Raw genomic sequence first — 23,596 nt, 5'->3', positions numbered from 1 at the left:
TTATGCTCATGAAATTATTTCATTATTCGCCTTTAAAACTAGGCTTTCTTTTTTCTAGAAAGGCGGAGGTGCCTTCTTGAAAATCTTCTGTACCACAGCATCTTGAAAATGAATTGGCCTCTGTTTGAAAACCGTTTTCGCCAGAAGTATATACTGCTTTCACGCAGTCGATGACCATGCCGACGGCCAAGGGTGCCTTAGTTTGAATTTTTTTCAATATTTCTTCTGCCTTACCGATCATTTCAGCTTTGGAATCGACTTTGTAATTGATCAGACCTAAAGAAAGTGCTTCGTCAGCACCAATCATATCTCCCGTCAGCATGAGTTCGAGTGCCTTGCCCTTTCCAATGAGTTGGGTCAGACGTTGGGTTCCTCCATATCCGGGTATCACTCCTAGATTCACCTCAGGTTGACCAAATTTTGCATTGGCAGTGGCTATTCTCATATGGCAAGCCATGGCCAATTCACAACCTCCTCCAAGGGCAAAGCCATTGACCGCAGCTATTACAGGTTTGGCGGAGCCTTCTATCATCTCAAAGATCTCTTGGCCTTTTTCAGCAAAATTTCTACCATTTACCTCTGTCATTTTAGCCAATTCGGTAATATCAGCTCCGGCTACAAAAGCTTTTTCTCCTGATCCTGTTAGGATAATACCTGATATATCTTTGTTGTCTAGGGCTTCATCGAAAGTGCTTTTGAGTTCATTAAATGTTTGATCATTTAATGCATTGAGCGCAGATTCTCGAATAAAAGTTATAGTAAGGATGCCGTCGGTTATTTGAAGAGCTAATGTTTCCAATTGAGCCATAAAGATGAGTAATGGTTTTTTCAAATGTATTTAATGCAGCTAATTAAAACCACAAATGCTTGTCTTTTTTACTTTTCATGAAAAATAATATTTAAATAATTGAGAGAGTATTTCATGCTGTAATTCTTCTCTTCTCTTTATGAACAAACCGTATATTTGCCTTGAAATGGAAAATCAAATCGACTTCAATACATATTTGAGTACCAAAAAAATCGATGCTTCAAAATTCAAAGCATCGGAGCCTGAATTGTATGAAAAACTAGAATTGGTTTTTGCTGAATCTCATCCAGCCAGTTTTACAGCTCAAAAATTATTTTTGATCAACCCGATACGAAGAAAGTATCAATTAAAAGAAGAGATTGAAGTAGCTCCTACCCAACCCAAAATGAAGTTTAAACCCAAAATGAAATAAATTCAATGTATAAGTCTTTAGAAGCCAAACTAAAAATACAACTAGAAGAGATCAAAGAAGCTGGTCTTTTTAAGTCTGAAAGAATAATTACTACACCTCAAGGAGCTGATATTAAAACCAGCGAAGGTAAAGAAGTGATTAATTTCTGTGCCAATAATTACTTAGGCCTGTCTTCGCATCCTAAAGTAATAGAAGCGGCTAAAGCAGCTATTGACTCCCATGGATTCGGAATGTCTTCAGTCCGATTTATTTGTGGAACACAAGATATTCATAAAGAATTAGAGCAGAAGATTTCTAAGTTTTTGGGAACGGAGGATACCATATTATACGCCGCGGCTTTTGATGCCAATGGTGGGGTATTCGAGCCATTGTTTGGACCTGAAGATGCAATTATCTCAGATTCGTTGAACCATGCTTCAATCATTGATGGGGTGAGACTGTGTAAAGCGCAGCGTTATAGATACAATAACAATGATATGGCTGACTTGGAGGCCAAACTGATCGAAGCCAAAGATGCCAAATGCAAAATCATCGTGACGGATGGGGCATTCTCCATGGACGGTACAGTGGCTCAAATGGATAAAATTTGTGACCTGGCAGACAAATACGATGCTTTGGTGATGACTGACGAGTGTCATTCAACAGGTTTTATGGGCAAAACTGGAAGAGGCGTACATGAGCTATGTGGTGTGATGGATCGGGTGGATATTATTACCGGTACGCTTGGAAAAGCTCTAGGTGGCGCGTCTGGAGGATTTACTTCTGGTAAAAAGGAAATCATTGAAATGCTTCGTCAAAAATCCAGACCTTATTTGTTCTCGAATACATTGGCTCCTTCTATTGTAGGTGCTTCTATAGCTGTGATTGATATGCTAAGTGAAACCACAGAACTTAGAGACAAGTTGGAAGCAAACACGAAATACTTCCGTGAAAAAATGACAGAGGCTGGGTTTGATATCAAGCCTGGGTTTCACCCGATCGTTCCTATCATGTTGTATGACGCCGTGCTTTCTCAAAAATTTGCTGCTCGTTTGCTCGAAGAAGGCATTTACGTGATTGGCTTTTATTTCCCAGTTGTACCTAAGGGTCAGGCTCGAATTAGGGTGCAGCTTTCTGCAGTTCATGAGCAAGAGCATTTGGATAAAGCAATTGCTGCCTTTACTAAAGTTGGCAAAGAGCTCGAAGTGATTTAAGCATTCATGCGATACTTCATTGATATTTCCTATGATGGCACGAATTACCACGGTTGGCAAATTCAGAATAATGCTAAGACTGTCCAGGGTGTACTCAATGAAGCCTTGTCTACAATACTGAGGGCAGATATATCTACTATAGGAAGTGGTCGAACGGATACTGGCGTACATGCCATGATGCAGATGGTTCATTTCGATTATGAGAATGAATTTGATGAAAATCTGCTCGTAGCTAAATTGAATAGCCTATTGCCTACAGATATATCTGCTAATTCTATACAAAAAGTAAAAGAAGATGTAAGTGCGAGATTTGAAGCTTCGTCTCGTGCTTACATTTATAAAATTCACCAGCACAAGAGTCCTTTCAAACAAGGGCAGTCTTATCATTTCCATCAGCCTTTGGATCTGGAAGCCATGAATGCTTGTTGCGAGCTGGTCAAGAAATGGAAAGATTTTGAAGCCATGAGCAAAGTGAAGACTGAGGTCAACAACTTTAATTGTGAAATTTTTTCAGCATACTGGGAAAAGCAAAACGATGAGATACATTTTCACGTAAGTGCCAATAGATTTTTGAGAGGGATGGTTAGAGCCTTAGTTGGCACCATGCTGGACGTAGGTCAAGGACGCATGTCTATAAAGGAATTTCAAGCAGTATTGGAAAGTCGAGATCGTAAAAAAGCCGGTCGGTCTGTTCCTGCACATGGTCTATATTTGCGCGACATCATCTACTCCGAAGACATTTATCTTTAGTTTCAAGTCACCACGAGAATAGTTTGGAAAAAGAAAAACCCGACGGTAAAATATTGGATTTCAAAGTTCTAAAAAGAATCTTTGTTTTCGTCAAACCGTACATGACACAATTTTGGCTGTTGGTATTGCTAACCATAGCCCTGGCTATTTTGGTCCCTATCCGGCCGTATCTGATTCAAGTGACCATAGACAATGATGTAGCGAACGGTGATTTTGATGGATTGATCTTTATGATTGGTTTGTTGATCGTGCTGCTCATAGCTCAAGCCTTTGTCCAATACGCACACACCTATCTCTCTAGTTGGTTAGGGCAGTATATTATTCGAGATATAAGGACCAGTCTTTATGAGCATATTCAAAAATTAAAACTCAAGTTTTTTGATAAGACGCCAATTGGAAGGTTGGTAACTCGTAACATTTCTGATATTGAGACATTAGCGGACGTTTTCAGCCAGGGTATCGCCATGATGATAGGAGATCTACTTCAGCTCGTGGTCATTCTAATTTTCATGTTTTACACGGATTGGAAACTGACATTGGTCAGTTTGTCTACTTTGCCCGTACTGATTTTTGCGACTTATATTTTCAAGGAAAAAATTAAAGTTTCCTTCAATAGTGTCAGAACCGCAGTATCCAACTTGAACTCTTTTGTTCAAGAGCATATTACGGGAATGAGTATTGTGCAAATATTTAATAGTGAGAAACGCGAATTAGAGAAATTCAAAGAAATCAATCGCGAGCATAAGAAAGCCAATATCAAATCTGTAATGTATTATTCGGTTTACTTCCCGGTAGCAGAGGTAATACAAGCCATTGGCATAGGTCTGGTAGTTTGGTATGGCGCTGTCAAAATGATAGATGCACAGTATCAACCCGGAGTCCTCATCGCATTCATCATGTATATTCAGATGTTTTTTCGACCCATAAGGATGATTGCAGACAGGTTCAATACACTGCAAATGGGCATCGTGAGTTCGAATCGATTAATCGATTTGTTGGAGAACAAGGAGCATATACCCAATGAAGGATCGAAAAACCCAGATCACTTAGAAGGAAGTGTAGCTTTTAGCAAAGTCTGGTTTGCATACAATGACGAAGACTATGTGTTGAAAAATATAAGTTTCGAAGTTGAACCAGGTCAAACCATTGCACTAGTAGGTGCTACCGGTGCTGGGAAATCTTCAGTGATCAATTTGCTCAGTAGATTTTATGACATAAACAAAGGGACAATTGCTGTAGATGGATTTGATATTCACGACTATGAGCTGAGTGCCTTACGTAGAAATATTGGCGTAGTACTTCAGGACGTATTCTTGTTTTCTGACACAATCGAAAAAAATATTACGTTAGGGAATGAGGATATTTCCAGAGAACAAGTCATGCAGGCGGCCGAATTAGTAGGGGCAAAGGAATTTATAGAGCGCTTACCAGGAGGACTTGATTATAACGTGATGGAGAGAGGTGCTACTTTGTCAGTAGGTCAGCGGCAATTGATTTCATTTGTCCGTGCTATGGTATATGATCCTAAAATTATCGTATTAGATGAAGCGACTTCTAGCGTAGATACTGAAACAGAAGAATTGATACAGCAAGCGATAGATCGAATGATGAAAGGTCGAACTTCCATTGTGATTGCCCACCGACTATCTACTATCCAGCATGCAGACAAGATTCTAGTTTTAGAGCAGGGAGAAATAAAAGAAACAGGTTCTCACGACGAATTACTTGCAAAAGATGGTTATTATGCACAACTTCATAAAATGCAATACAAAGAGGTAACAAATAAGAGCGCTTGAAAACCCCTTCAAAAATATTTTTAGTTGGTATGCCTGGATCAGGCAAGTCTACATTAGGCAAACAGCTTGCTGAGCAGCTGGGCAGAAATTTCTTTGACTTAGATGCTGAGATCGAACGCATGGCTGGATGGGTGATCCCTGATATTTTCGAACAAGTAGGGGAAGATTATTTCAGAGAACTTGAGAATAGTGTTTTGCTCATGCTAATCAGATTAAACGAGCCAGCAGTGATTGCTACAGGAGGAGGCGCACCTTGTTTCTATGACAATATGGATCAGATGAATACAGCTGGAGCAACTATTTTTATAGATACTCCGATGGATACTATAATAGAAAGGGTGAAAAAAGAAAAAAGCGCAAGACCATTAGTTAATCAAATGGAGGATGTATCTCTATCTCAGGACATGCAAGCGCTTTATGAAAAGAGACTTCCTCATTACAAGAAAGCCTCTTTTACTACCAATTCGAATCTTCAGGATGTTGTTCAGTATTTGGAATCAGTCAAAAGTTAATTCCAAAGGTTACCGATATATTTAAATTTTTGTTTTCTATAAAAGCAGTTGGACTGATGTCTTCATTAGGATCGCTGAATGAATATATCGTATAAGGACTTCGAGTAGTTGACCATTTACTGTGAACAGCCGAAATGTCTACAAAAAATTCTTGATTTCTATATCCGACACCACCTGATATTTTACTTATACTATTGTCAGTAGCACTATTTTTATAGGGGTCTCCTTCATAACTATATCCCCCTCTAATTCTAAATGCATTCACTCTGAATTCACTCCCAACTCTCCAATTCATCGTTTTTTGGTACAAGGAACTAATGGCAAGATTGTCATCTGTCACATCAAAATCAGATGAGGTAATTTTAGACTTCGAGTAATCTATAAAATCTACATCTGCAGAAATAAAGCCTGATTTACCTAAGAATAAGGCAATACCGGTGGTTAGTTTCATAGGTGTTTTTATTTGGTATTTGGACTCTGTGAAATATTCGTCATAAAAGTCTTCTAATCTTGTAACATCTGAAGTAACAGGGTCATGATAGTCCCAGCTATTATACGAAGTGAATAAATCTTCGGAAGTTTCTTCAGACAGCCAATAATAGGTAGGAGTTGCCAATGATACCCCGAATCTGATCAGATCCAAAGGCCTTGCGATGACACCGAAAGTACCGCTGACCCCAGTACCACGCACATCTACTGTTGACATTGTGCTGATTTCATTGATGATTTCGTCTGGTTGATCATTGTATAGAAACTCTGTTTCACTGAACAATCTTTCGCTGGAATATTTGATAGAGTTCAGGCTGAAGCTCGCACCAAAGTAAATGACGTCATTGTAGTTGCCTCCTGCCGCGAAATCCCATTGGTATTGACTTCCAGTGTTTTTGATAGTCTCAATCTGTCTGGGAAAATCTCCAAGCTCTCTTATGGTACTATCTGGCAGATAACCCATGTATTTATCATAACTGGGCTGATCAGGATCTCCATAATCACTAATCAAATAATGATTGTAGGCATCGTAGGGGTATCCTAAATTGATCAATCGATTGGTTGGTGTGCCCCAAGCCTGGTCTAACCAGGAGTCAACAATGGATGACTTACCTTGCTCTTGGCCATTATAACCGTCATAGAGCATGTCTTGATGAAAGTTGTTTTCTCGCGTCATAGTAATGGCGAATGACCCTCCTTTGAATTTGCTGTCTTCATAATCGCTTTTGGCGAAATTGAAAATTACTCCAAGGTTGGCTATATTGAAATTGGCTTTGGAATCTTCAGCTAATTGTCCAAAGTAATCAGACTTGCTATTGTAAAAATTGGTTGAAGGTGTAAAGGTGACCACGGAACTCCTATTAAAACCTAATCCAGCTGGGTTAGCATAAGCAGAATTGATGTCACCGCCAAGAGCTACTTGAGCTCCACCTAGGGCTTGAGTTCTTGCTGTTCCTATAGAACTTGTGCGACTATAATTTAAGGCATCGTTAAAATATCCAATCTGAGCTTGAGATTGGTTGGCGCACAACACGAGTGTGAAAACTAAAAATAATAGTCTATTCATTTAAAATAATTTCGATAGTCAAGACCTATCTTCTACCTCTTGAACTTGATCTGCTTGATGAGCCAGAAGATCGCCCCGAGGAACTCCTACTTCCGCTACTAGAGCGCGAAGGTGATGCATATGACCTGTTAGGAGATGATGATCGCGTCCCCGAATATGAACTTCTTGTAGGGCTTGAATAAGAGGAGCGTTGCGTGTTATACCTTCTCACATTTCCAGATGAGCTGCGGGAACTACTAGCACTTCGAGTTGACCGGGTAGAAATTGTGGGCGTTTTTGTAAGGTTATTACTTTGTCTATTGAGGTTCGAAGAAACTCTAGAATTGGTTCCGGCATATGTCGTTCTGTTATTTAATGCAGAACGTGAATTTGTTCTGTTAGATAAATCTGTCAGTCGTGATCGCGATGTACTCACGTTGGCTTTTCTCAAGTATTCATTTTGTGATTGAACTTGATTATTTGATTGAGATACTACCCTTGCGCCGCCAGTAGTTGATGCTATTTGGTTAGCGCTACTAGTTCTTCTATTGGTAGTTACAGCTTCTCTATTAGAGCCTCGAACCGGTGTTGTAGACGAATACTTAACTATGCTCGAATTGCTTGCCGCGCTTTGAATCCTGCTGCCTCTCGCTCCCCGTGTAATTTGTTTTTGATACCCATTATCTATTCCGCTAGCAGTGTAGTATCCGTAGTTATATCCATTATAATAGCCTCGATTGTACCCATTGTTGTACCACCTGTAGCTATTGTAACTATATATAGGAGGATAATAGGGGTCGTAAAAGAAAGGGTCGTAGTATCCATCTCCCCAACCGATACCATAACTCATTCCATATGACCAGCCGCCCCAATTGTTATAACACATCCTCATAGATGGTCCCCATGTATTAAACCCGCCATAATATGGATTTCGATTTCGACTATTGTTGTAGTTGTCAGCAACTGTTGATTCGTTTTCCCTATTGTATTTTGGGTTGTTGTAGAATGAAGGGTTGTCGTAGTCTGCGACTTCTCCTTCTACAAAATAATCCGTACTGCTATAAGTAGGATTAGTCTCTCCTTCAGCTGCTGCTACTTCCGCGGCTACAGACGCTCTGGCCTGTTGCTTGTATTTCTCAATATATTCTGGATTCACTTCTTTAGCAGAATATGAAGGATTGTCATAAGTATTGTTCGAGTAAGACTCGTATGTAATTATTGCATCTGTTGTTTCATGGGCGAATTTAATTTTCTTTCTGTCTTTCGAAGAAAAATACATATCATCATATTCTTCTTGACCAAATCCGGTTTGGGCTAACCCCATACAAAGAGTTAAAGCGACTAGTGCAGGTGACTTTAAGGTTTTTAGAATCATAACGGCCTCCGGGTTTAAATGGTAAGACATTGATTTTAATTACTGGACAACCTATTATATTTGTGTCCAATTTTCTACGATTGAAAAGCAATATCCATACCAAATTTAAGAAATCAAGATGAGTAAAGGATTACCAAAGCGGAGCGAAGATTATTCTTTGTGGTATAATGAACTAGTAAAAAAAGCAGATTTAGCAGAAAACTCCGATGTGAGGGGCTGTATGGTGATTAAACCGTACGGATTTGCTATATGGGAAAAAATGCAGGCTACATTGGATGAGATGTTCAAAGACACGGGACATTCCAATGCTTATTTTCCCTTGTTCATTCCAAAGTCTTACTTGAGCAAAGAAGCCGATCACGTAGAAGGATTTGCTAAAGAATGTGCAGTAGTAACACACTATCGGCTAAAAAATGATGAAGGCGGACAAGGGGTAGTAGTAGACCCAGATGCCAAACTAGAGGAGGAACTGATTGTAAGACCAACCTCGGAAACTATTATTTGGAATTCATATAAAAAATGGATCCAGTCTTATAGAGACCTTCCAATTCTCGTAAATCAGTGGGCCAACGTGGTACGTTGGGAGATGAGAACACGCCTGTTTTTGAGAACAGCTGAGTTCTTATGGCAAGAAGGACATACGGCTCATGCGACTAAACAAGAGGCCATCGATGAGACTGTTCAAATGATGAATGTATATGCGGATTTTGCTGAGAACTTCCTGGCGGTGCCAGTGTTGAGAGGAGTGAAATCTGAAAGTGAAAGATTTGCTGGGGCAGAAGATACCTATTGTATCGAAGCATTGATGCAGGATGGTAAAGCCTTACAAGCAGGGACTTCTCATTTCTTGGGGCAGAATTTTGCTAAGGCCTTTGATGTAAAGTTTGCCAATGCCGAAGGCGGTGCGATGGAATATGTATGGGGAACGTCTTGGGGTGTGAGTACACGATTGATGGGTGCCTTGATTATGGCGCACTCAGATGATCAGGGATTGGTTTTGCCTCCAAAATTGGCACCATTCCAGGTCGTGATTGTACCAATATTCAAGAGCGATGAGCAGTTGACTGAAATTTCAGAAGTAGCCTTGAAGATAAAAGGTGACTTGAAGAAATTGGGCATCTCGGTGAAATTCGACAATAGGAAAACGCATAAGCCAGGCTGGAAGTTTGCTGAATACGAGTTGAAAGGTACACCAGTAAGAATTGCTATTGGGCCTAAAGACTTGGAAAACGGTACGGTGGAAGTAGCTAGAAGAGACTTGCTGGAGAAAAATGTAATGACGCTAGATGACAATTTTGCATCAAGTATTTCTGACTTGTTGGACAACATTCAAGAAACGATTTATAAAAAGGCTTTGGACTACCGAACCTCTCATTCTTTCGAAGTGGATACCTACGACGAGTTCAAAAAGATCATCGAAAGCGAAGAAGGTGGTTTTGTTTATGCACACTGGGACGGTACTGCCGAAACTGAGGAGAAGATCAAGAACGAGACTAAAGCTACCATCCGTTGTATTCCGATTGATCAGAAACAAGAAGATGGAAAATGCGTGTATTCAGGTAATCCTTCAAAAGGCAGAGTAGTCTTTGCGAAAGCGTATTAAGAGTATGTGCTATCTCAAAAATAAAGTAATCAGTCAGGTAGAGCGGAACGCCGCCCGGGTACTCGAAGCCTTGTTGCTGAAGGCAGAAAGATATTTCGACGTGCTTCGGTGTGATAGATTCTTTAAAATGACTTTTGAGAGAACCTTTATTTGTATATTCGAATGCTAATTTTAAACCACCACCATTGCTTGACTATTTTCTTATAGCGTTTTTGATTCTGGCCGGAATCTCACTAATTATTGTGGAGATCATTTTTGTGCCTGGTACGACCATCGTAGGGATATTAGGATTTCTGGTTGGGCTATATGGGGTGTATAGAAGTTATGAACTTTATGGCGTAGATACTGGTCATATTGTTTTGGCTGTATCTATGGCTGCGGGATTAGCTGCTGTGATTTTAAGTTTTAAATCGGGGGCTTGGAATAAATTCTCTAATAAGAGTGTGATGAAAACGCCTGTGAATGAAGGTTTAACTTCAGCACTTGAAGTAGGTCAGGAAGGGGTGTGTATTTCTTCTTTGAAGCCTGTTGGCAAGGCCGAATTTGATAATAAAGAATATGAAGTGTCTTCACTTGGTCCGTTTGTGTTAGAAAACACAGCAATCAAGATCATCAAGCTGGAGCGAAATAAAATAATTGTAGAACCAATAAACTAATACTTACAATGAGTAGTATGATGATGATAATTTCGCTCTTCGGGGCAATTATCCTATTTTTTACCTTTCTGTATTTTGTTCCAGTTAACCTTTGGATCACTGCAGTATTTTCTAATGTTCGAGTAGGATTGGCAGAGCTCGTATTCATGCGAATCAGAAAAGTGCCTCCTTCTTTAGTGGTGAACTCTTTGATCACAGCGACTAAGGCGGGACTAACTGTAACTTCTAACGAACTGGAAACACACTATTTGGCTGGTGGTAATGTACCCAACGTAATCAAAGCGTTGATCTCTGCGGATAAAGCCAATATTGCTTTGGAGTTCAACCAAGCAGCTGCTATTGATTTGGCTGGTAGAGATGTATTCGAAGCGGTGCAAATTTCTGTAAACCCTAAAGTAATTACTACACCAAGAGTGGCTGCCGTAGCTTCTGATGGTATTCAGTTGATTGCCGTGGCGAGAGTAACGGTAAGAGCAAACTTGGCACAGTTAGTCGGTGGTGCTGGTGAAGACACTATCTTGGCTAGAGTAGGTGAAGGTATTGTGACCTCTATCGGTTCAGCCATTACACATAAAGAGGTACTCGAAAATCCAGATAAAATCTCAAAACTGGTATTGACCAGAGGCTTGGATGCGGGTACAGCATTTGAAATCCTGTCGATCGATATTGCTGACGTCGATGTAGGAAAGAACATTGGCGCAGATCTTCAAACAGATCAGGCAGCAGCTGACTTGAAAGTAGCAGAAGCCAAAGCTGAAGAGCGTAGAGCTATGGCGGTAGCTGTTGAGCAAGAAATGAAAGCCAAAGCACAGGAAGCGAGAGCTAAGGTAATCGAAGCAGAAGCGGAAGTGCCAAAAGCGATGGCACAGGCATTCATCGATGGCAACTTGGGCATTATGGATTATTATAAAATGGACAACATCAAGGCTGACACTGAGATGAGAGAGTCTATTTCTAAACCAAAAAGCTCAGGTTCAAGCAAGAAGCCTAAGAAATAAGTAAGGAATTTACTGTAAACGGGCATCCTCGGAAACTTATCAAGCATTAGTTGTGTAATGCAATCGATGATTTGTTTTTTGAGGATGCCCGTTTTTTTTGTGCCTAAAATTTTAGCCTTTGCGCTCATTTCGCTCTTTTTTGCTCAAGGGGCTAGTGCGCAGCAAGTCACTATTCATGGACAAGTTCTTGATGGCATGAGTTTGGAAGAATTAGCCAATGTGCACGTTTACCTTGAAGAGCATTTGGGCACCACGACTACTCATGAAGGGCGGTTTGAATTTCAGGTTAATCATCTGGATACTTTGCACTTTCGCCTCGTAGGCTATGATTCCTTGTCTTTAGTAATTACTAATATAGATCAAGTCCAAAAGGTGATATTGGCGATGCACAGAAGTACGATTATCCTTGATGATGTAGAGGTTACTTCCAACTTTCAGGCCAACACTATAATTAAAAAACCAGAACGGGAAGTGTATTATGTCCCTGGTGTCAAGTATTCAAACAAACAAGCAGAAAAGGATTATCACTTAGGTTTGGGGGCAGTAGCGAGTCCTATGACAGCACTTTATAGGGCATTCAGCAAAAGCTACAAAGAGGAGAAAAAGAATTTTTTATATCTCAAACAAAAGCAAAAGGAAGACCTAGTATATGAAAAAGCTCGTTCAAACCTGGATCATGCGTTCGATCAAATGAATGAGTATTTTGATGACTATTATTATCGTGATTTTATGAAATTCTCAGGGCTTACTATACAATATGTGGCTAACTGCTCGGAGTATGAATTGATTAAGTTCTTGCCAGGTGCAATTAAAAAATATTATGAGCATCTGAACGAACAAGAAGAGCAATAAAAAAGCACGAGACTCGCGACTCGTGCTTTCAATAAGCGAACATCCTCAATTTACCTAGTTTTTAAGTTCCCTTAAAAACACCCTACAATCTTGTTCGCTACCAAGATATTTTTTTCGCTCTCCTATGACGGCATACCAAACATTCTCTTCATTGCTGAAGAGCAACCTAATTCCCTTTGATACTAAAGATTGCGAAATACTCATAGCTGGTGAGTTTTTAAACTGATCTTGTGAATAGCAAATTTGGGGTATAAAAGTCAGAGCTGAAATAGAGTAAAACCGTAAATGTCAACTAGGGGATTCTCCTAAAAATTAAATTCTATACTGCAAAAGTCCTAAAATCGAGTGCCTAGCACGACAGTTTCTTTTTGAAGCGATTTATTGCCTTGTCCATCAAAAATTTCAAAAACTACAACATAGTACCCAACTGATGCCAAACTACCATTATCAGTAGTTCCATCCCAAGTGAAAAAGCCAGTAGTAGAAAGCAGCTCGCCTTCGGCTAGCGTCTTCACTAAAATTCCATGTGTCGAGTAGATGTGCACATTGGCAAAATTACCGGTTTGATCAAGCTGATAGCTTATAGTTGTGAAATCATTCATCCCAGTATTGTCTGGCACAAATACTCTAGGATCTATAGTCACAGTAGCTGTTGATTGATTTGCGGCCTGCAATTGCGAGTTGACCACTCCTGGGGTAGCAAACCCTACAGTGCTTGCTGCAGACTTCCAACTGTCTGGATTGGTGCTTTGCGCATCGAACGAAACCCGTTCTAGAGAGACTCCCTCATCATCGTCGAGTAAGTTGAAATGATAATCGTCTTTGTATTCCATCTGGTCAATCAAAACACCTTGGTCAGTCATGAGTAGGACCGAATCCTCGGTATCGGCTAAACTTGGAAAACCGCTCATGGCTCGCATTCGGGTATAGTCACCATTTGGATAGGAAAGACTCAATAGGTCTGGGTCAGGAGTAAGCGCCAGATATTCGGAAGGGTAAAGGACGAAATGTTCTGAGGAAATGATTTTCTGGTCACTGATCTTGTCAGCTAGCCTCCAGTCTTTCAAGTCTATGGCCTTGTTCGAATTGTTATAGATTTCCACAAAATCCACTTCGTTAGATCTTGGGTTAAAAAGCACTTCATTGATTACGATATCTAGAGCCTCAGCTTCTTCAGGGAGCTGAAACTGAACAGTTTGATGATCCGAACTGATCAGGTTTTGTTTACAATCAGAGACTTTTGTCAACATAACTTCATAAGATTGGCCAGGGCTAACGGATTCTGCTAGGGATACTGCCACCCTATCGAGTACTGGATGAAATAAATGTTGCGAGGCGATTAGCAATGACGGTTCAAGTTGAATGTTTGCCTGATCAAAACTGTCAGGGTGAAGCTTTTCATTTAAAGTAAGATGTAAACTGTCCGGAGTGATAGCCAATGCCTGGATAAGCTCTGGGCCAAAGTTGTCTGGATTGGAAGCTTGAATGGAATTGGCCCGACCGGGTGTGCCACCTGCAGGGTCTGTGGATGCACTCCAATTGGCTTTTTCACCACACGGATTGTCTGTGTCTATCATCTCAAGCGACCAACCTCCTTCCGACTTTTCGCTGTCCTTGTACCAGCTGGAAGAGTACGAAGTACTGAATATTTGAGAGTCGCCATAATAAAGAGAAATAGATTCTCCTGTATTGTTTAGAGAAGGGAAACTAGATATACCCTGCACATTTTGGCCTTCTAATTGCGTTGCTCCTGATGTCGAAGTCAGCACCAAATATTCGTTTCCTCCTATGCTACCTTCTGTTAATATGACAAAGCCGCTGGCATCGACCACAATCAGTCCAAAAAGCGATATTTCTTCTGATGTGGTATTGAAAATCTCTAAAAATTCTACTTCAGGAAGACCCACAGATGGAGAGGGGTCAGCCATGATTTCAGTAATAATTAAGTCTCCAAAATTAGGAACATCTGGTACTTCATATGTAAATGTGATATCATGATCAATTAATGCATTGTCCGATGGATCTTCGATATTGTCAATATTAAGCGTGTAGTTGGTTCCCTCTATAAAGGACGAAGAAAATTCGAGCAATACAGTAGAATCCGACGCTGAATATTTTGCCTCGGAGGGGTGCCCTAGCGTAGGGGTAATTTCATAATTAAGTGGAAATTCTGCAGACGTTTCATTGAGTGGTTCATTGTATTTAAGCCAAATGGTATTCTCGTTAAGCACAAGATACTCGATTATGGAAGGAGCGGTTTGATCATTGATGACTGAAGTAAAATAATCCGGCAGTCGGTGTTTATATTTATTGAATAAGTTCTGCCAGGAAACATGGCAAACGGCATCAGGAATAAGTGCTTGTTCAAAGGTGAGTCTAAGTTTTTCATTATCCTCCAGATCAATAATGGCTGCCAAACAATTACCCAAATCAGGTGAAGCAGTAAAATCAGAGAGAGACAAAACCTGTCCCTGATCAAGACCTAGTTCAAATTCAATCTCAATCGTTCGATTGCCTATAAGACTCCCGCCAATCACTCTACTTTCAAAATCAAATACATAGTCGTTGATGGCAATAGTACTAGCTCCTATGCTAATATTTTCTATAGTTAGTGTATTGTTGGAGTTGTTTTCCATAGCCTGATCGAACGTAATGGTGGCTAATCGATCTGTTGAAAAATTGATCGAAGAAGCAGGGTCACTATTCAACATATAGTTCGACAATACAGCCCTTGTTCCTGTAGATGGAGCCTTATTGAATTCGATTTCAATTTGATTTTGGCTAAGCACGTTGATGCTCCCAACGTAGAAAACGTCGTAGTCGAAAGTGCTAGCTATCGCTTTTGAGATTGCATTATCTAGCTGATCTGACATGCTCGAAATGCTTAATTGAATGTCTGCTATTGGAGGAAGGTCGCTGGCCAATTCTAAAGAAACTATATGCTGAAACTCCGGGTTTAGTACGGCTGAGCTAGGCTGACCGACACTCTCCTCAATGGTGTAATTTGTAGTGGTTTCCGCAGTAGTTTGATCTACATTTTCATGGAACCAAAGGATCAATTCTCTAGGAGATTTAACAATGATGCTGTCCAATTTCGGGCCGAATATGTCGTAAACAAATTCTTGTTTGAGTCTGGTTTTGATTTCATTGCCATACAAATCTTTGACTTCGTCTATCAACAATTCAAAAACCATTTCATTTTCAAATGCCTCAGCAAAATCCAAAATCACAGTTTGCTGATCAGCTTCTAAAGCGACGTCAACTGGGAAAATATCTGCATACTCATAGTTCTCTTTAGATTCGGCTGATTGCTCATTCACTTTTTCCGTAAATACGACTGCGAGCGAAGTAGAGGATAAAACCTCTACGGTATCTAGTTTTGGAGGAGAGGTATCATATACGAAAGTAATATCTGGAGTAGTAAGCAAATCGGTGTCGGCATTCTGTATCCCACTTACGGATAGCGTCAGCTCTTGATTATCGTCAAAATTATTGGCGAAAGCCAAATGAACCAGACGGTCATTGTTGCTATCCACAAAGGCGGAGGATGGGTTGCCTACCGCATCATCTACGGAGTAGTTGCTAGTAGTGCTGGCGCTTGTTGTTTCCAGGTCTTGCTTGAAATAGATGTCTAATAGGTTGATCCCTATGACATGCACAGTATCAATTTGCTGACTCAACGTAAAAGTAGGAGCCAATGGTGCGACCAAAGCATTGCCTGGTATGTCTTGTAAATTCTCAATAGTGAGTGTATTTTCTACCCCAAATTCAAAATCGTCATCAAAGGCCAGGTGGACCACAGCAGCATTTTCATCGTCTAGTTCGGCCGAAGTTGGATTTGTTGCGCCAGCGTGATCAGAGGTGTAGTTACTTTCTGTCTCGGCAATACTTTTGTTCAAATCTTCATTGAAAACCACTTCAATTTGGTTGGTAGTTTTTACCACTATATGGTCTAGTTCCGGAGGATTCGTATCAAAGGTATAGGATAGGGTATTGGTTTGGATATCGTTTTGAGCACAGTCTTTGACTCCGGTAACCGTTACCATATAGTTTACATCACTGGTCAGTGCGGGGGTGACTGCAACATCTGCTGTGTAGATGGTAGTTGACACGCCATTTTCAGTAATACCATTGTCGAATGTGTAAGTGCCACTGCTGAGTGTGGTTTCATCCATGGGCTCATCGAAGGTGAGTCTGAAAGTATTAGCATCTGTAGCAATGAAGTCGATGAGATTTGGACCTGTGATATCCGGGCTATTGTCATACACACTGTTTTGTGTCCCTGGCGTGCCGCCATCTACATGATTCGATGCGGTCCAATTGTTTTCTGTGCTGCAAAGCAGCCCTGGATTGATTTGTTCGAGGGAGTAGCCGCCATTATCCTTGGCGTCATCTTGGTACCAGTCGAGCGTATAAGAAACTGAGTCCACCAGATTACCCAAATTGTCAGTAAGCGTCAGTGCTTCGCCAGTATTTCCTAACTGTAATCCGCTGAGCCCTATAACATCTCCCGAAAATAATCCTGCATTGGCGATAGTCGTAAGTGTAACGTAGCCATCTGGCGCTAGCGCAAAATCGCCTACCGTACGCCCATCAATCATGAAACCTCCCACATTGATCGTTTGATCAGATGGGTTGAATAATTCTATATACTCAGCATCTGGCAGAGCCACCACAGGATTGGGGTCGGCCATCAATTCGTTGATCACGATGTTTCGGAAAGGGGTTTGAACCTCTACCTCAAAAGATTGATTGACATGATCAATGGTCTCATCTTGCGCTTCATTTTCGACTTGATCGATAGTAAGTGTATAATCGTTGTTTACGAAATCATCAGCGAATGTGAGAAGGACTTCGTCTAGGTTGGTCATGTCCTGCACTGCTGATATGGGATTCCCAAATCCATAATTGAGTGTGTAGTTCGCTGCAGACTCAGCTGTGGTTTTATCAACATTTTGATTGAAAGTGATTCTGATGGAATTGGAATTTTCTTGACTCAATGATGAAACAGCATAGCTGGAAACAACAGGAATCGTTGAAATAACAATGTCGTCGAATCTAATTTTATCTTTCCTAGTGGAAGTATATACACATCTCACTCCTGTGAATGCGCTAGTGGTATGTAAATTGTCCGTGATGGAACCTTCAAGAGTAAATGTACTTCCCCCACTAGTATCATAATGAACAGACCAATTTGCGGAGGCATCACGCGTTACTCTAATACGTACAAGCACCGGATCACTATCAAGAACATCATTTGCACCATCTAATATTTTGGTTTTAGTGGTTCCTGTTTGTCTATAGAGGCTAATTTCGTCATTCGTGCTTCCAATGGAAATATAATATCCATTTAGTGAGCCAGTCAGATCAGGTTGATCTGAGATCAAATAAAAGAAAGCATGGTTTGGAGGTGGTAACATTAAAATCGAGGTCTACCAAAAATTCCCAAGAGGTTTCACCCAACTCAGTTTGGGGAGTAGAAAGATAGGATTCTCCTGCATCGGCAGCATCTAAGTGTAAGTCAAATCCTGACGCCTCAAAATCACTCACATCCCCACTCCAAGTAGGATTATCCAAATCCCCATCCGAAAAGTCATCATTAACTTGAGCGAAGGATACCTGTATAAAGAACAGGGCAAGAAGAGTAAGTAAGTACCTCATGTAGCTAGATTACAACGACTAAAATACGGATAATTGCTGATCTCATGGAGCGAAATGAGCCTTAGAAGCATTACGCTAATATTATTTCTTTCGCTTGGACGCATACTTTACGGTTTCATCCAATAGGAGAGCTTCTTGAATGATGGGTTTTCAGCACAGTTTCATCAATATCTTCTGGTGAGAAGTAAGAAATTCCAGCCACTTGTTTTCGGTCTTTAAAATCTAAGGTACCACTTTCATTAGATAGCTCGTTGGCGCGTACAAAACACAGCTCCACTCCTTCTTTTTTGATAGGATTCAAGTAGCAAATCCAGCTTTTATTAAAGTAAAAAGGGACTCGAAATCTGATTTTAGGTTGTAGGTCAAATTGAGTTAATATTAACTCGTGCAATACACACAAGAGTTTCTTTTGAGGACCTTCAATGGTGGTTATGTATGCGTCGACATCTGTCATTCGTTCTTAGCAAGTGGTTTTTGTCAGCCAAATGTAATAATTTAATAAAGGCATTATTCTAAATCTATTGCTATGATAAAGTTCTTCCTCCGAAACGCCCGCCGTAATAAACTGTACTATTCGATCAACTTGATAGGTCTGGTTTTAGGTACGACTTCTACCATCTTTATTTTTCTCTACTTACAAAGCGAGCTCACCTTCGATGATCACTATTCTGATTCGGATAGAATCTATAGGGTAACGCTGAATAGAGTATATCCCAACAATGAAGTAGGATGGGCGTCGATTCCGGCGCCTGTTGGTTTGGCTTTGCACGAAAACTTTCCAGAGATAGAGCATGCCAGCCGAATGTCAACCGGTGACATTGATGTTAAAGTGGATCATCACCAGTTTACAGAGAGTAAAGGGCTCTATGTTGATCCGGATTTCTTCAAACTTTTTGACTTGAAGCCACTAGATGGCAACCTGCATACTGCTATGAATCAACCCAGAAAGGTTGTACTCACGGAAAAACTGGCCATGAAGTATTTCAAGACCACTCAAGCTGTTGGGAAGCAGTTGGTGGTGAGAGACAGTCTCAATTATCAAGTAAGTGCAGTCATTCAAAATTTGCCGGACAACAGCCACTTTGAGGCAGATTTGATCTTACCTATGGTGGATTCGCGCGAGTCCAGATATAAGACACAATGGGGGACGGCTTTTTTCTATTTTACTTATATCAAACTCAACGAAGGAGTAGATAGAATTCAATTCGAAGGTAAAATGCGTGAGTTTCTTTTGAAACAAATGGCTTTGAATACCAGTGGGATGGATTTTGATAAATGGCTGGAAGAAGGCAACAGCTATGACTATTTTTTACAGCCGCTTAAAGACATTCATTTGACTTCAAATCTAAGATGGGAGTTCAAGCCCAACGGCAACAAAAAGCAACGTTCAACTCTTTATGGCGGTGGGCATATTCATTTTGATTATATCCTGCATCAACTATATCAATCTTTCCACGGCCAAGGCTGGTAATAGATTAAAGGAGTTAGGACTGAAGAAAATTATGGGAGCCTCAAGAGCTGAGGTGACCAGACAATTGCTCGGCGAATCAGTGATAATTACTATGACTTCGGCAGCTGTAGCCCTGTTACTGTCATTCCAGATTTTGCCGACCTTCAATGACCTGTCTGGTAAACTCTGGGCAGCAGAGGTGCTTCTTAATCCGACATTTTTAGGCATGTTTTTGGTTTTTGCGTTGTTGTTGGGCATTGTGGCGGGCCTTTATCCAGCGCTGAAGCTATCAGGTGTATACCCTACAGAAATTATTAATGCCAATGCCAAAAGTACTACAGAGTCAGCTCAGGAGCGGTGGATACGAAATGTACTAGTGGGTCTTCAATTTGGTGTATCCTTGGTTGTTATCGTTTCGACGTTGGTAGTCTATCAGCAAAACAAGTATTTGTCAACTGTTGATTTGGGTTATGACAAAGAAAACCTGATGATCGTGGATAATGCCTATGAGTTAAGGTCGAAGGCTGAAATATTCAAAAACGAATTGATTAAGTCTCCATATATTGTACAAGGGGCCGCTGTTTCTTCAGTACCTGGATTTGTGAATGGGGCTACTACATACACCACAACAGAAAGTGAGGGAAATCCGGTCAATGTTAGTTTTTACTTCACTGGTGACGAAAATGGAGCAGAGATATTTGGCTTGTCTTTGTTGGCTGGTAGAAATTATAGAAAAAGTGATTTCACGGATACCATTCGTTATGTAATGATCAACGAAGAAGCAATGAAGCAATTCGGCTGGAATTCACCAGAACAAGCGGTTAATTCTTCCATAAAAAATACAATGGGCACCAGAGCGCTAAAAGTTATCGGCATAGTGGAAGACTTCCATATTCACTCCTTACATGAAAGCATTAGGCCCTTGGTGATCTCTACCGGAATGAGATCCATCAACAGATTGGTTTTTAAAGTAAAAGGCAGTCAGACACAAGCTGCCGTACAAGACATGCTGAGCCAATGGAAACAATTTGATATGGATAAGCCGGTAGCCTATTCCTTTTTGGATGATAGACTTGAAGGACTTTATATCACTGAGGCACACACCCAAAAATTATTCTCCATATTTACACTACTGGCTATTTTCCTGGCAGGATTTGGCATGTATGGATTATCGGCATACCTGACAGGCCTCAAAAGAAAAGAAGTGGCTATTAGAAAAACCCTAGGCGCTTCAGAACTTTGGATATTGAAGTATTTTACTATTAAACAATTGATGGTAATTATGCTATCCATCATTATCGGTTTGCCCATAGCCTATTATTTGGGCAATGCATGGCTGAGCAACTTTGCTTACCGAATAGAAATAGGTTTTTCTATCCTTTTGGTCTCTGTAGGTTCAATAATACTCATCGGCTTAGTCTCTATAGGATGGTACTCTGTTCGTGCTGCGCTTGAAAACCCAGTAAAGATGTTGCGTGAATAAATGAATTCTGTTAGATATTATTGTTGAGTATTTTTATCAGTTAATAATTTAACAATTAACAGCATTCATTAACATAATTCAAAAATTTCAGCATTTTGCTGGCCTCCTTCTCAAGAGAATTGTACTAATTTTGAATTCTCAATTCATGGAACCCAGAGATAGTTAATCAAAGTGTATCGTTGTGAGAGTTCAGAGATCTCTCATGAATCGATCAAAAACAAAAATTACAAGAAGTGAAATTAGCAGTAGTTGGAGCCACAGGATTAGTAGGATCGGAAATTCTAGAAGTCCTCAAAGAAAGAAATTTTGAATACGACGAGCTGATGTTGGTAGCATCTGCGCGTTCGGTAGGTAAAGTGATTGAATACAAAGGAACAGCCCATACCGTGATAGGGCTGGAAGACGCCGTAGCTGCCAAGCCAGACATAGCTATATTCTCTGCAGGCGGAGGCACCTCCTTGGAGTGGGCACCTAAGTTTGCTGAAGTAGGTACGATTGTAATAGACAACTCCTCAGCCTGGAGAATGGACCCATCCAAAAAACTGATCGTTCCGGAAATCAATGGATCAGCCATCATGATTGATGATCGAATAATCGCCAACCCAAATTGTTCTACCATTCAGATGGTATTGGTACTCGGGCCGTTGCACGAAAGGTACGGTATCAATCGTGTAATTGTATCTACCTACCAGTCGGTAACGGGATCAGGAAAAGGTGCAGTAGACCAGATGATGTCAGAGAGAAATGGAGAAACTCCTGAAATGGTTTATCCGCATAAAATTGACATGAATGTATTGCCTCATATTGATGTGTTCCAGGACAATGGATACACTAAAGAGGAAATGAAAATGACCAACGAAACCGTAAAAATTCTTGGTGATGAGAATGTAAAAGTTTCGGCCACCTGCGTGAGAATTCCAACCATGGGCGGTCACTCGGAATCTGTGAATATTGAATTTGACAATCCTTATGACTTGGCAGAAGTAAAGGAAATTCTTTCCAAAGTTCCTGGATTGATCATTCAAGATGATGTGGCAAACCATGTGTATCCTATGCCGTTGACAGCTCACAAAAAGGACGAAGTCTTTGTAGGTAGAATTAGAAAAGATGAATCTAAGGAAAACGCGCTGAACTTGTGGATTGTAGCAGATAACCTTAGAAAAGGAGCCGCTACCAATGCTGTTCAAATCGCACAATATGTATCAGAGCACAACTTAGTGCTCTAAGAAAATCCTATTTTAGTTATTCGTGTGAATATGCCATTCGCACAAAAGAAAAGGCTGGTTCGAATGTTTTACATTTGAGCCAGTTTTTTTATGTCCAAGTCCATCATAAATATTTTATCTCCCAAAGTTGTCAGGGAATTTATTCATACTCATATGAATGATGATCCTGTGACTTTGGTGTTGCAGTCAAAGAAATACCCTGATCTACCCATTCGGGAAATAGCCGCTCAGATACAATCCAGAAAAAAAGCGCAGGCAAAATTGCCAGAGTGGTATGAGCAAGATGATATCATCTTTCCGCACGGTATTTCTATGGAGCAATGTTCGTCTGAAGAAACAGCGAAATACAAAGCTTCATTGGTTCAGGGAAATAGTGTAGTCGATTTGACTGGTGGTTTTGGGATAGACCTTTACTACCTGTCGCAGCAGTTTGAACAGGCTATTTACATTGAACAAAACAAGGAGTTGGTAGACTTGGCTGATCATAATTTTACAGTGCTTGAAGCTGAAAATATTGATCGTGTAAATACTACGGCGGAGCAATATCTAACCATAGAAGAAACACCCGCCGACGCATATTACATAGATCCGGCTCGAAGAGATGAGTCCAACCAAAAGGTATTCCAAATTGAAGATTGCACACCAGATTTGAATCTCATACTGCCTCAATTGTTGGATCGGAAGGCACAGGTACTGATAAAGCTTTCTCCTTTGTTGGATGTTCGTCGAGCGCTTGAAGTTTTACCGAATGTAAAGGAACTTCATGTGGTCTCGGTGAAGAATGAATGCAAGGAGCTACTTTTTAAAATTGAACCTGGTTATGAGGGAGCGGTAAAACGAATCGCGGCGAATTTGGTGAATGGAAATCGATCTTTGTTTGAGTTTGAAGAAGCCGACGAAGGAATGCTGCCAACCTTCAGTCAACCGCTGGAGTTTCTATATGAACCTAATGCTTCTATTTTGAAGGCTGGTGGGTTCAACGCCATTTCAAATGCTTTTATTCTAAACAAACTTCATCGAAACTCTCACCTCTATACTTCAAACGAGCGAAGAGATAATTTCCCTGGTCGTACATTCAAAATTGTAGCCCAGACAGTAGTCAACAAAAAGAAACTAAAAGCATACTTGCCCCAAGGAAAAGCCAACATTACAGTCCGGAACTATCCTTTGACAGTAAAGGAGATCAGAAAAAAAACAGGTATTAGAGAGGGCGGAGATGTGTATTTGTTTGCGACAACCTTGATCGATAGTAGTTTGGTTGTATTGGTATGTGAGAAAGTCTAGACT

General features: G+C 40.5%; 19 protein-coding genes. 13 read left to right on the top strand and 6 right to left on the bottom strand.

Annotation, left to right across the window (positions count from 1 at the left end):
* Positions 1–22: 22 nt before the first annotated feature.
* On the bottom strand, positions 23–808 hold the full coding sequence (locus ACOQO5_RS14915; RefSeq protein ID WP_420582555.1) for an enoyl-CoA hydratase/isomerase family protein: 786 nt from the start codon (positions 806–808) through the stop codon (positions 23–25).
* Between the two features lie 166 nt (positions 809–974).
* Here ACOQO5_RS14915 and ACOQO5_RS14910 point away from each other — a divergent pair, with 166 nt between their 5' ends.
* The 5 genes from ACOQO5_RS14910 (at position 975) to ACOQO5_RS14890 (ending at position 5,471) form a co-directional block, all read left to right on the top strand.
* Entirely contained in the window at positions 975–1,220 is a 246-nt protein-coding gene (locus ACOQO5_RS14910; RefSeq protein ID WP_420582487.1) for a hypothetical protein, read from the top strand.
* A 5-nt stretch (positions 1,221–1,225) separates the two neighbouring features.
* Complete coding sequence (gene kbl / locus ACOQO5_RS14905) at positions 1,226–2,413, top strand: glycine C-acetyltransferase (RefSeq protein ID WP_420582486.1); 1,188 nt, start codon at positions 1,226–1,228, stop codon at positions 2,411–2,413.
* Positions 2,414–2,419: 6 nt separating this feature from the next.
* Complete coding sequence (truA, locus tag ACOQO5_RS14900; protein ID WP_420582485.1) at positions 2,420–3,163, top strand: tRNA pseudouridine(38-40) synthase TruA; 744 nt, start codon at positions 2,420–2,422, stop codon at positions 3,161–3,163.
* A 101-nt stretch (positions 3,164–3,264) separates the two neighbouring features.
* Positions 3,265–4,959, top strand: coding sequence for an ABC transporter ATP-binding protein (locus tag ACOQO5_RS14895; RefSeq protein WP_420582484.1), 1,695 nt, complete (start codon positions 3,265–3,267; stop codon positions 4,957–4,959).
* Complete coding sequence (locus ACOQO5_RS14890) at positions 4,956–5,471, top strand: shikimate kinase (RefSeq protein WP_420582483.1); 516 nt, start codon at positions 4,956–4,958, stop codon at positions 5,469–5,471. The genes ACOQO5_RS14895 and ACOQO5_RS14890 overlap by 4 nt, the downstream gene beginning before the upstream one ends.
* Here the strand turns inward: ACOQO5_RS14890 and ACOQO5_RS14885 are convergent.
* Positions 5,461–7,026 (bottom strand): hypothetical protein, encoded by a 1,566-nt coding sequence (locus ACOQO5_RS14885; protein ID WP_420582482.1) that lies wholly within the window; start codon positions 7,024–7,026, stop codon positions 5,461–5,463. The two genes, ACOQO5_RS14890 and ACOQO5_RS14885, sit on opposite strands and share 11 nt — an antisense overlap.
* Positions 7,027–7,051: 25 nt before the next feature.
* On the bottom strand, positions 7,052–8,410 hold the full coding sequence (locus tag ACOQO5_RS14880; RefSeq protein WP_420582481.1) for a hypothetical protein: 1,359 nt from the start codon (positions 8,408–8,410) through the stop codon (positions 7,052–7,054).
* Between the two features lie 88 nt (positions 8,411–8,498).
* Here ACOQO5_RS14880 and proS point away from each other — a divergent pair, with 88 nt between their 5' ends.
* From proS to ACOQO5_RS14860, 4 genes are all read left to right on the top strand, one after another.
* The gene (proS, locus tag ACOQO5_RS14875) at positions 8,499–9,983 is read left to right on the top strand and encodes a proline--tRNA ligase (protein WP_420582480.1); all 1,485 of its coding nucleotides are present in this window, start codon (positions 8,499–8,501) and stop codon (positions 9,981–9,983) included.
* A gap of 185 nt (positions 9,984–10,168) precedes the next feature.
* The gene (locus tag ACOQO5_RS14870; RefSeq protein ID WP_420582479.1) at positions 10,169–10,639 is read left to right on the top strand and encodes an NfeD family protein; all 471 of its coding nucleotides are present in this window, start codon (positions 10,169–10,171) and stop codon (positions 10,637–10,639) included.
* A gap of 17 nt (positions 10,640–10,656) precedes the next feature.
* Positions 10,657–11,637: a flotillin-like protein FloA gene (gene floA / locus ACOQO5_RS14865; RefSeq protein WP_420582478.1), complete on the top strand. Its 981-nt coding sequence runs from the start codon at positions 10,657–10,659 to the stop codon at positions 11,635–11,637.
* A 99-nt stretch (positions 11,638–11,736) separates the two neighbouring features.
* Positions 11,737–12,489, top strand: a complete 753-nt coding sequence (locus tag ACOQO5_RS14860; protein WP_420582477.1) for a carboxypeptidase-like regulatory domain-containing protein — start codon at positions 11,737–11,739, stop codon at positions 12,487–12,489.
* 335 nt (positions 12,490–12,824) lie between these two features.
* Here the strand turns inward: ACOQO5_RS14860 and ACOQO5_RS14855 are convergent, their stop codons facing one another.
* The 3 genes from ACOQO5_RS14855 to ACOQO5_RS14845 all read right to left on the bottom strand — a co-directional run bounded on the left by ACOQO5_RS14855 (position 12,825) and on the right by ACOQO5_RS14845 (position 18,604).
* Positions 12,825–17,909 (bottom strand): lamin tail domain-containing protein, encoded by a 5,085-nt coding sequence (locus ACOQO5_RS14855; protein WP_420582476.1) that lies wholly within the window; start codon positions 17,907–17,909, stop codon positions 12,825–12,827.
* Positions 17,857–18,150 (bottom strand): hypothetical protein, encoded by a 294-nt coding sequence (locus ACOQO5_RS14850; RefSeq protein WP_420582475.1) that lies wholly within the window; start codon positions 18,148–18,150, stop codon positions 17,857–17,859. Before ACOQO5_RS14850 ends, ACOQO5_RS14855 begins: the two co-directional genes overlap by 53 nt.
* 115 nt (positions 18,151–18,265) lie before the next feature.
* A complete protein-coding gene (locus tag ACOQO5_RS14845) occupies positions 18,266–18,604 on the bottom strand; it encodes a DUF1801 domain-containing protein (RefSeq protein WP_420582474.1) in 339 nt (112 codons plus the stop codon).
* A 72-nt stretch (positions 18,605–18,676) separates the two neighbouring features.
* Between ACOQO5_RS14845 and ACOQO5_RS14840 the strand changes: the two genes are divergently transcribed.
* From ACOQO5_RS14840 to ACOQO5_RS14825, 4 genes are all read left to right on the top strand, one after another.
* Positions 18,677–19,621 (top strand): ABC transporter permease, encoded by a 945-nt coding sequence (locus ACOQO5_RS14840; protein WP_420582473.1) that lies wholly within the window; start codon positions 18,677–18,679, stop codon positions 19,619–19,621.
* The gene (locus tag ACOQO5_RS14835; protein ID WP_420582472.1) at positions 19,554–21,083 is read left to right on the top strand and encodes an FtsX-like permease family protein; all 1,530 of its coding nucleotides are present in this window, start codon (positions 19,554–19,556) and stop codon (positions 21,081–21,083) included. The genes ACOQO5_RS14840 and ACOQO5_RS14835 overlap by 68 nt, the downstream gene beginning before the upstream one ends.
* 233 nt (positions 21,084–21,316) lie before the next feature.
* Positions 21,317–22,309 carry an aspartate-semialdehyde dehydrogenase gene (locus tag ACOQO5_RS14830; RefSeq protein ID WP_420582471.1) on the top strand — a complete coding sequence of 331 codons (993 nt, stop codon included), beginning with the start codon at positions 21,317–21,319 and terminating at the stop codon, positions 22,307–22,309.
* Positions 22,310–22,399: 90 nt separating this feature from the next.
* Entirely contained in the window at positions 22,400–23,593 is a 1,194-nt protein-coding gene (locus ACOQO5_RS14825; RefSeq protein WP_420582470.1) for a class I SAM-dependent methyltransferase, read from the top strand.
* The last annotated feature ends 3 nt before the right edge of the window (positions 23,594–23,596 follow it).

Origin of the sequence: Reichenbachiella sp., assembly GCF_965223055.1 — a bacterium.
Taxonomy (GTDB): Bacteria; Bacteroidota; Bacteroidia; order Cytophagales; family Cyclobacteriaceae; genus Reichenbachiella.
Note: the sequence above shows the minus strand (reverse complement) of the source record. Positions and strands in the feature narration are given on the sequence as shown.

Coding starts and splice junctions, on each gene's coding strand:
- ACOQO5_RS14840 (WP_420582473.1), top strand. CDS start 18,677: ATGATAAAGTTCTTCCTCCGAAACGCCCGCCGTAATAAACTGTACTAT.
- truA (WP_420582485.1), top strand. CDS start 2,420: ATGCGATACTTCATTGATATTTCCTATGATGGCACGAATTACCACGGT.
- proS (WP_420582480.1), top strand. CDS start 8,499: ATGAGTAAAGGATTACCAAAGCGGAGCGAAGATTATTCTTTGTGGTAT.
- ACOQO5_RS14895 (WP_420582484.1), top strand. CDS start 3,265: ATGACACAATTTTGGCTGTTGGTATTGCTAACCATAGCCCTGGCTATT.
- floA (WP_420582478.1), top strand. CDS start 10,657: ATGATGATGATAATTTCGCTCTTCGGGGCAATTATCCTATTTTTTACC.
- ACOQO5_RS14825 (WP_420582470.1), top strand. CDS start 22,400: ATGTCCAAGTCCATCATAAATATTTTATCTCCCAAAGTTGTCAGGGAA.
- ACOQO5_RS14845 (WP_420582474.1), bottom strand. CDS start 18,604: ATGACAGATGTCGACGCATACATAACCACCATTGAAGGTCCTCAAAAG.
- ACOQO5_RS14915 (WP_420582555.1), bottom strand. CDS start 808: ATGGCTCAATTGGAAACATTAGCTCTTCAAATAACCGACGGCATCCTT.
- ACOQO5_RS14855 (WP_420582476.1), bottom strand. CDS start 17,909: ATGTTACCACCTCCAAACCATGCTTTCTTTTATTTGATCTCAGATCAA.
- ACOQO5_RS14850 (WP_420582475.1), bottom strand. CDS start 18,150: ATGAGGTACTTACTTACTCTTCTTGCCCTGTTCTTTATACAGGTATCC.
- ACOQO5_RS14880 (WP_420582481.1), bottom strand. CDS start 8,410: ATGTCTTACCATTTAAACCCGGAGGCCGTTATGATTCTAAAAACCTTA.
- ACOQO5_RS14910 (WP_420582487.1), top strand. CDS start 975: ATGGAAAATCAAATCGACTTCAATACATATTTGAGTACCAAAAAAATC.
- kbl (WP_420582486.1), top strand. CDS start 1,226: ATGTATAAGTCTTTAGAAGCCAAACTAAAAATACAACTAGAAGAGATC.
- ACOQO5_RS14885 (WP_420582482.1), bottom strand. CDS start 7,026: ATGAATAGACTATTATTTTTAGTTTTCACACTCGTGTTGTGCGCCAAC.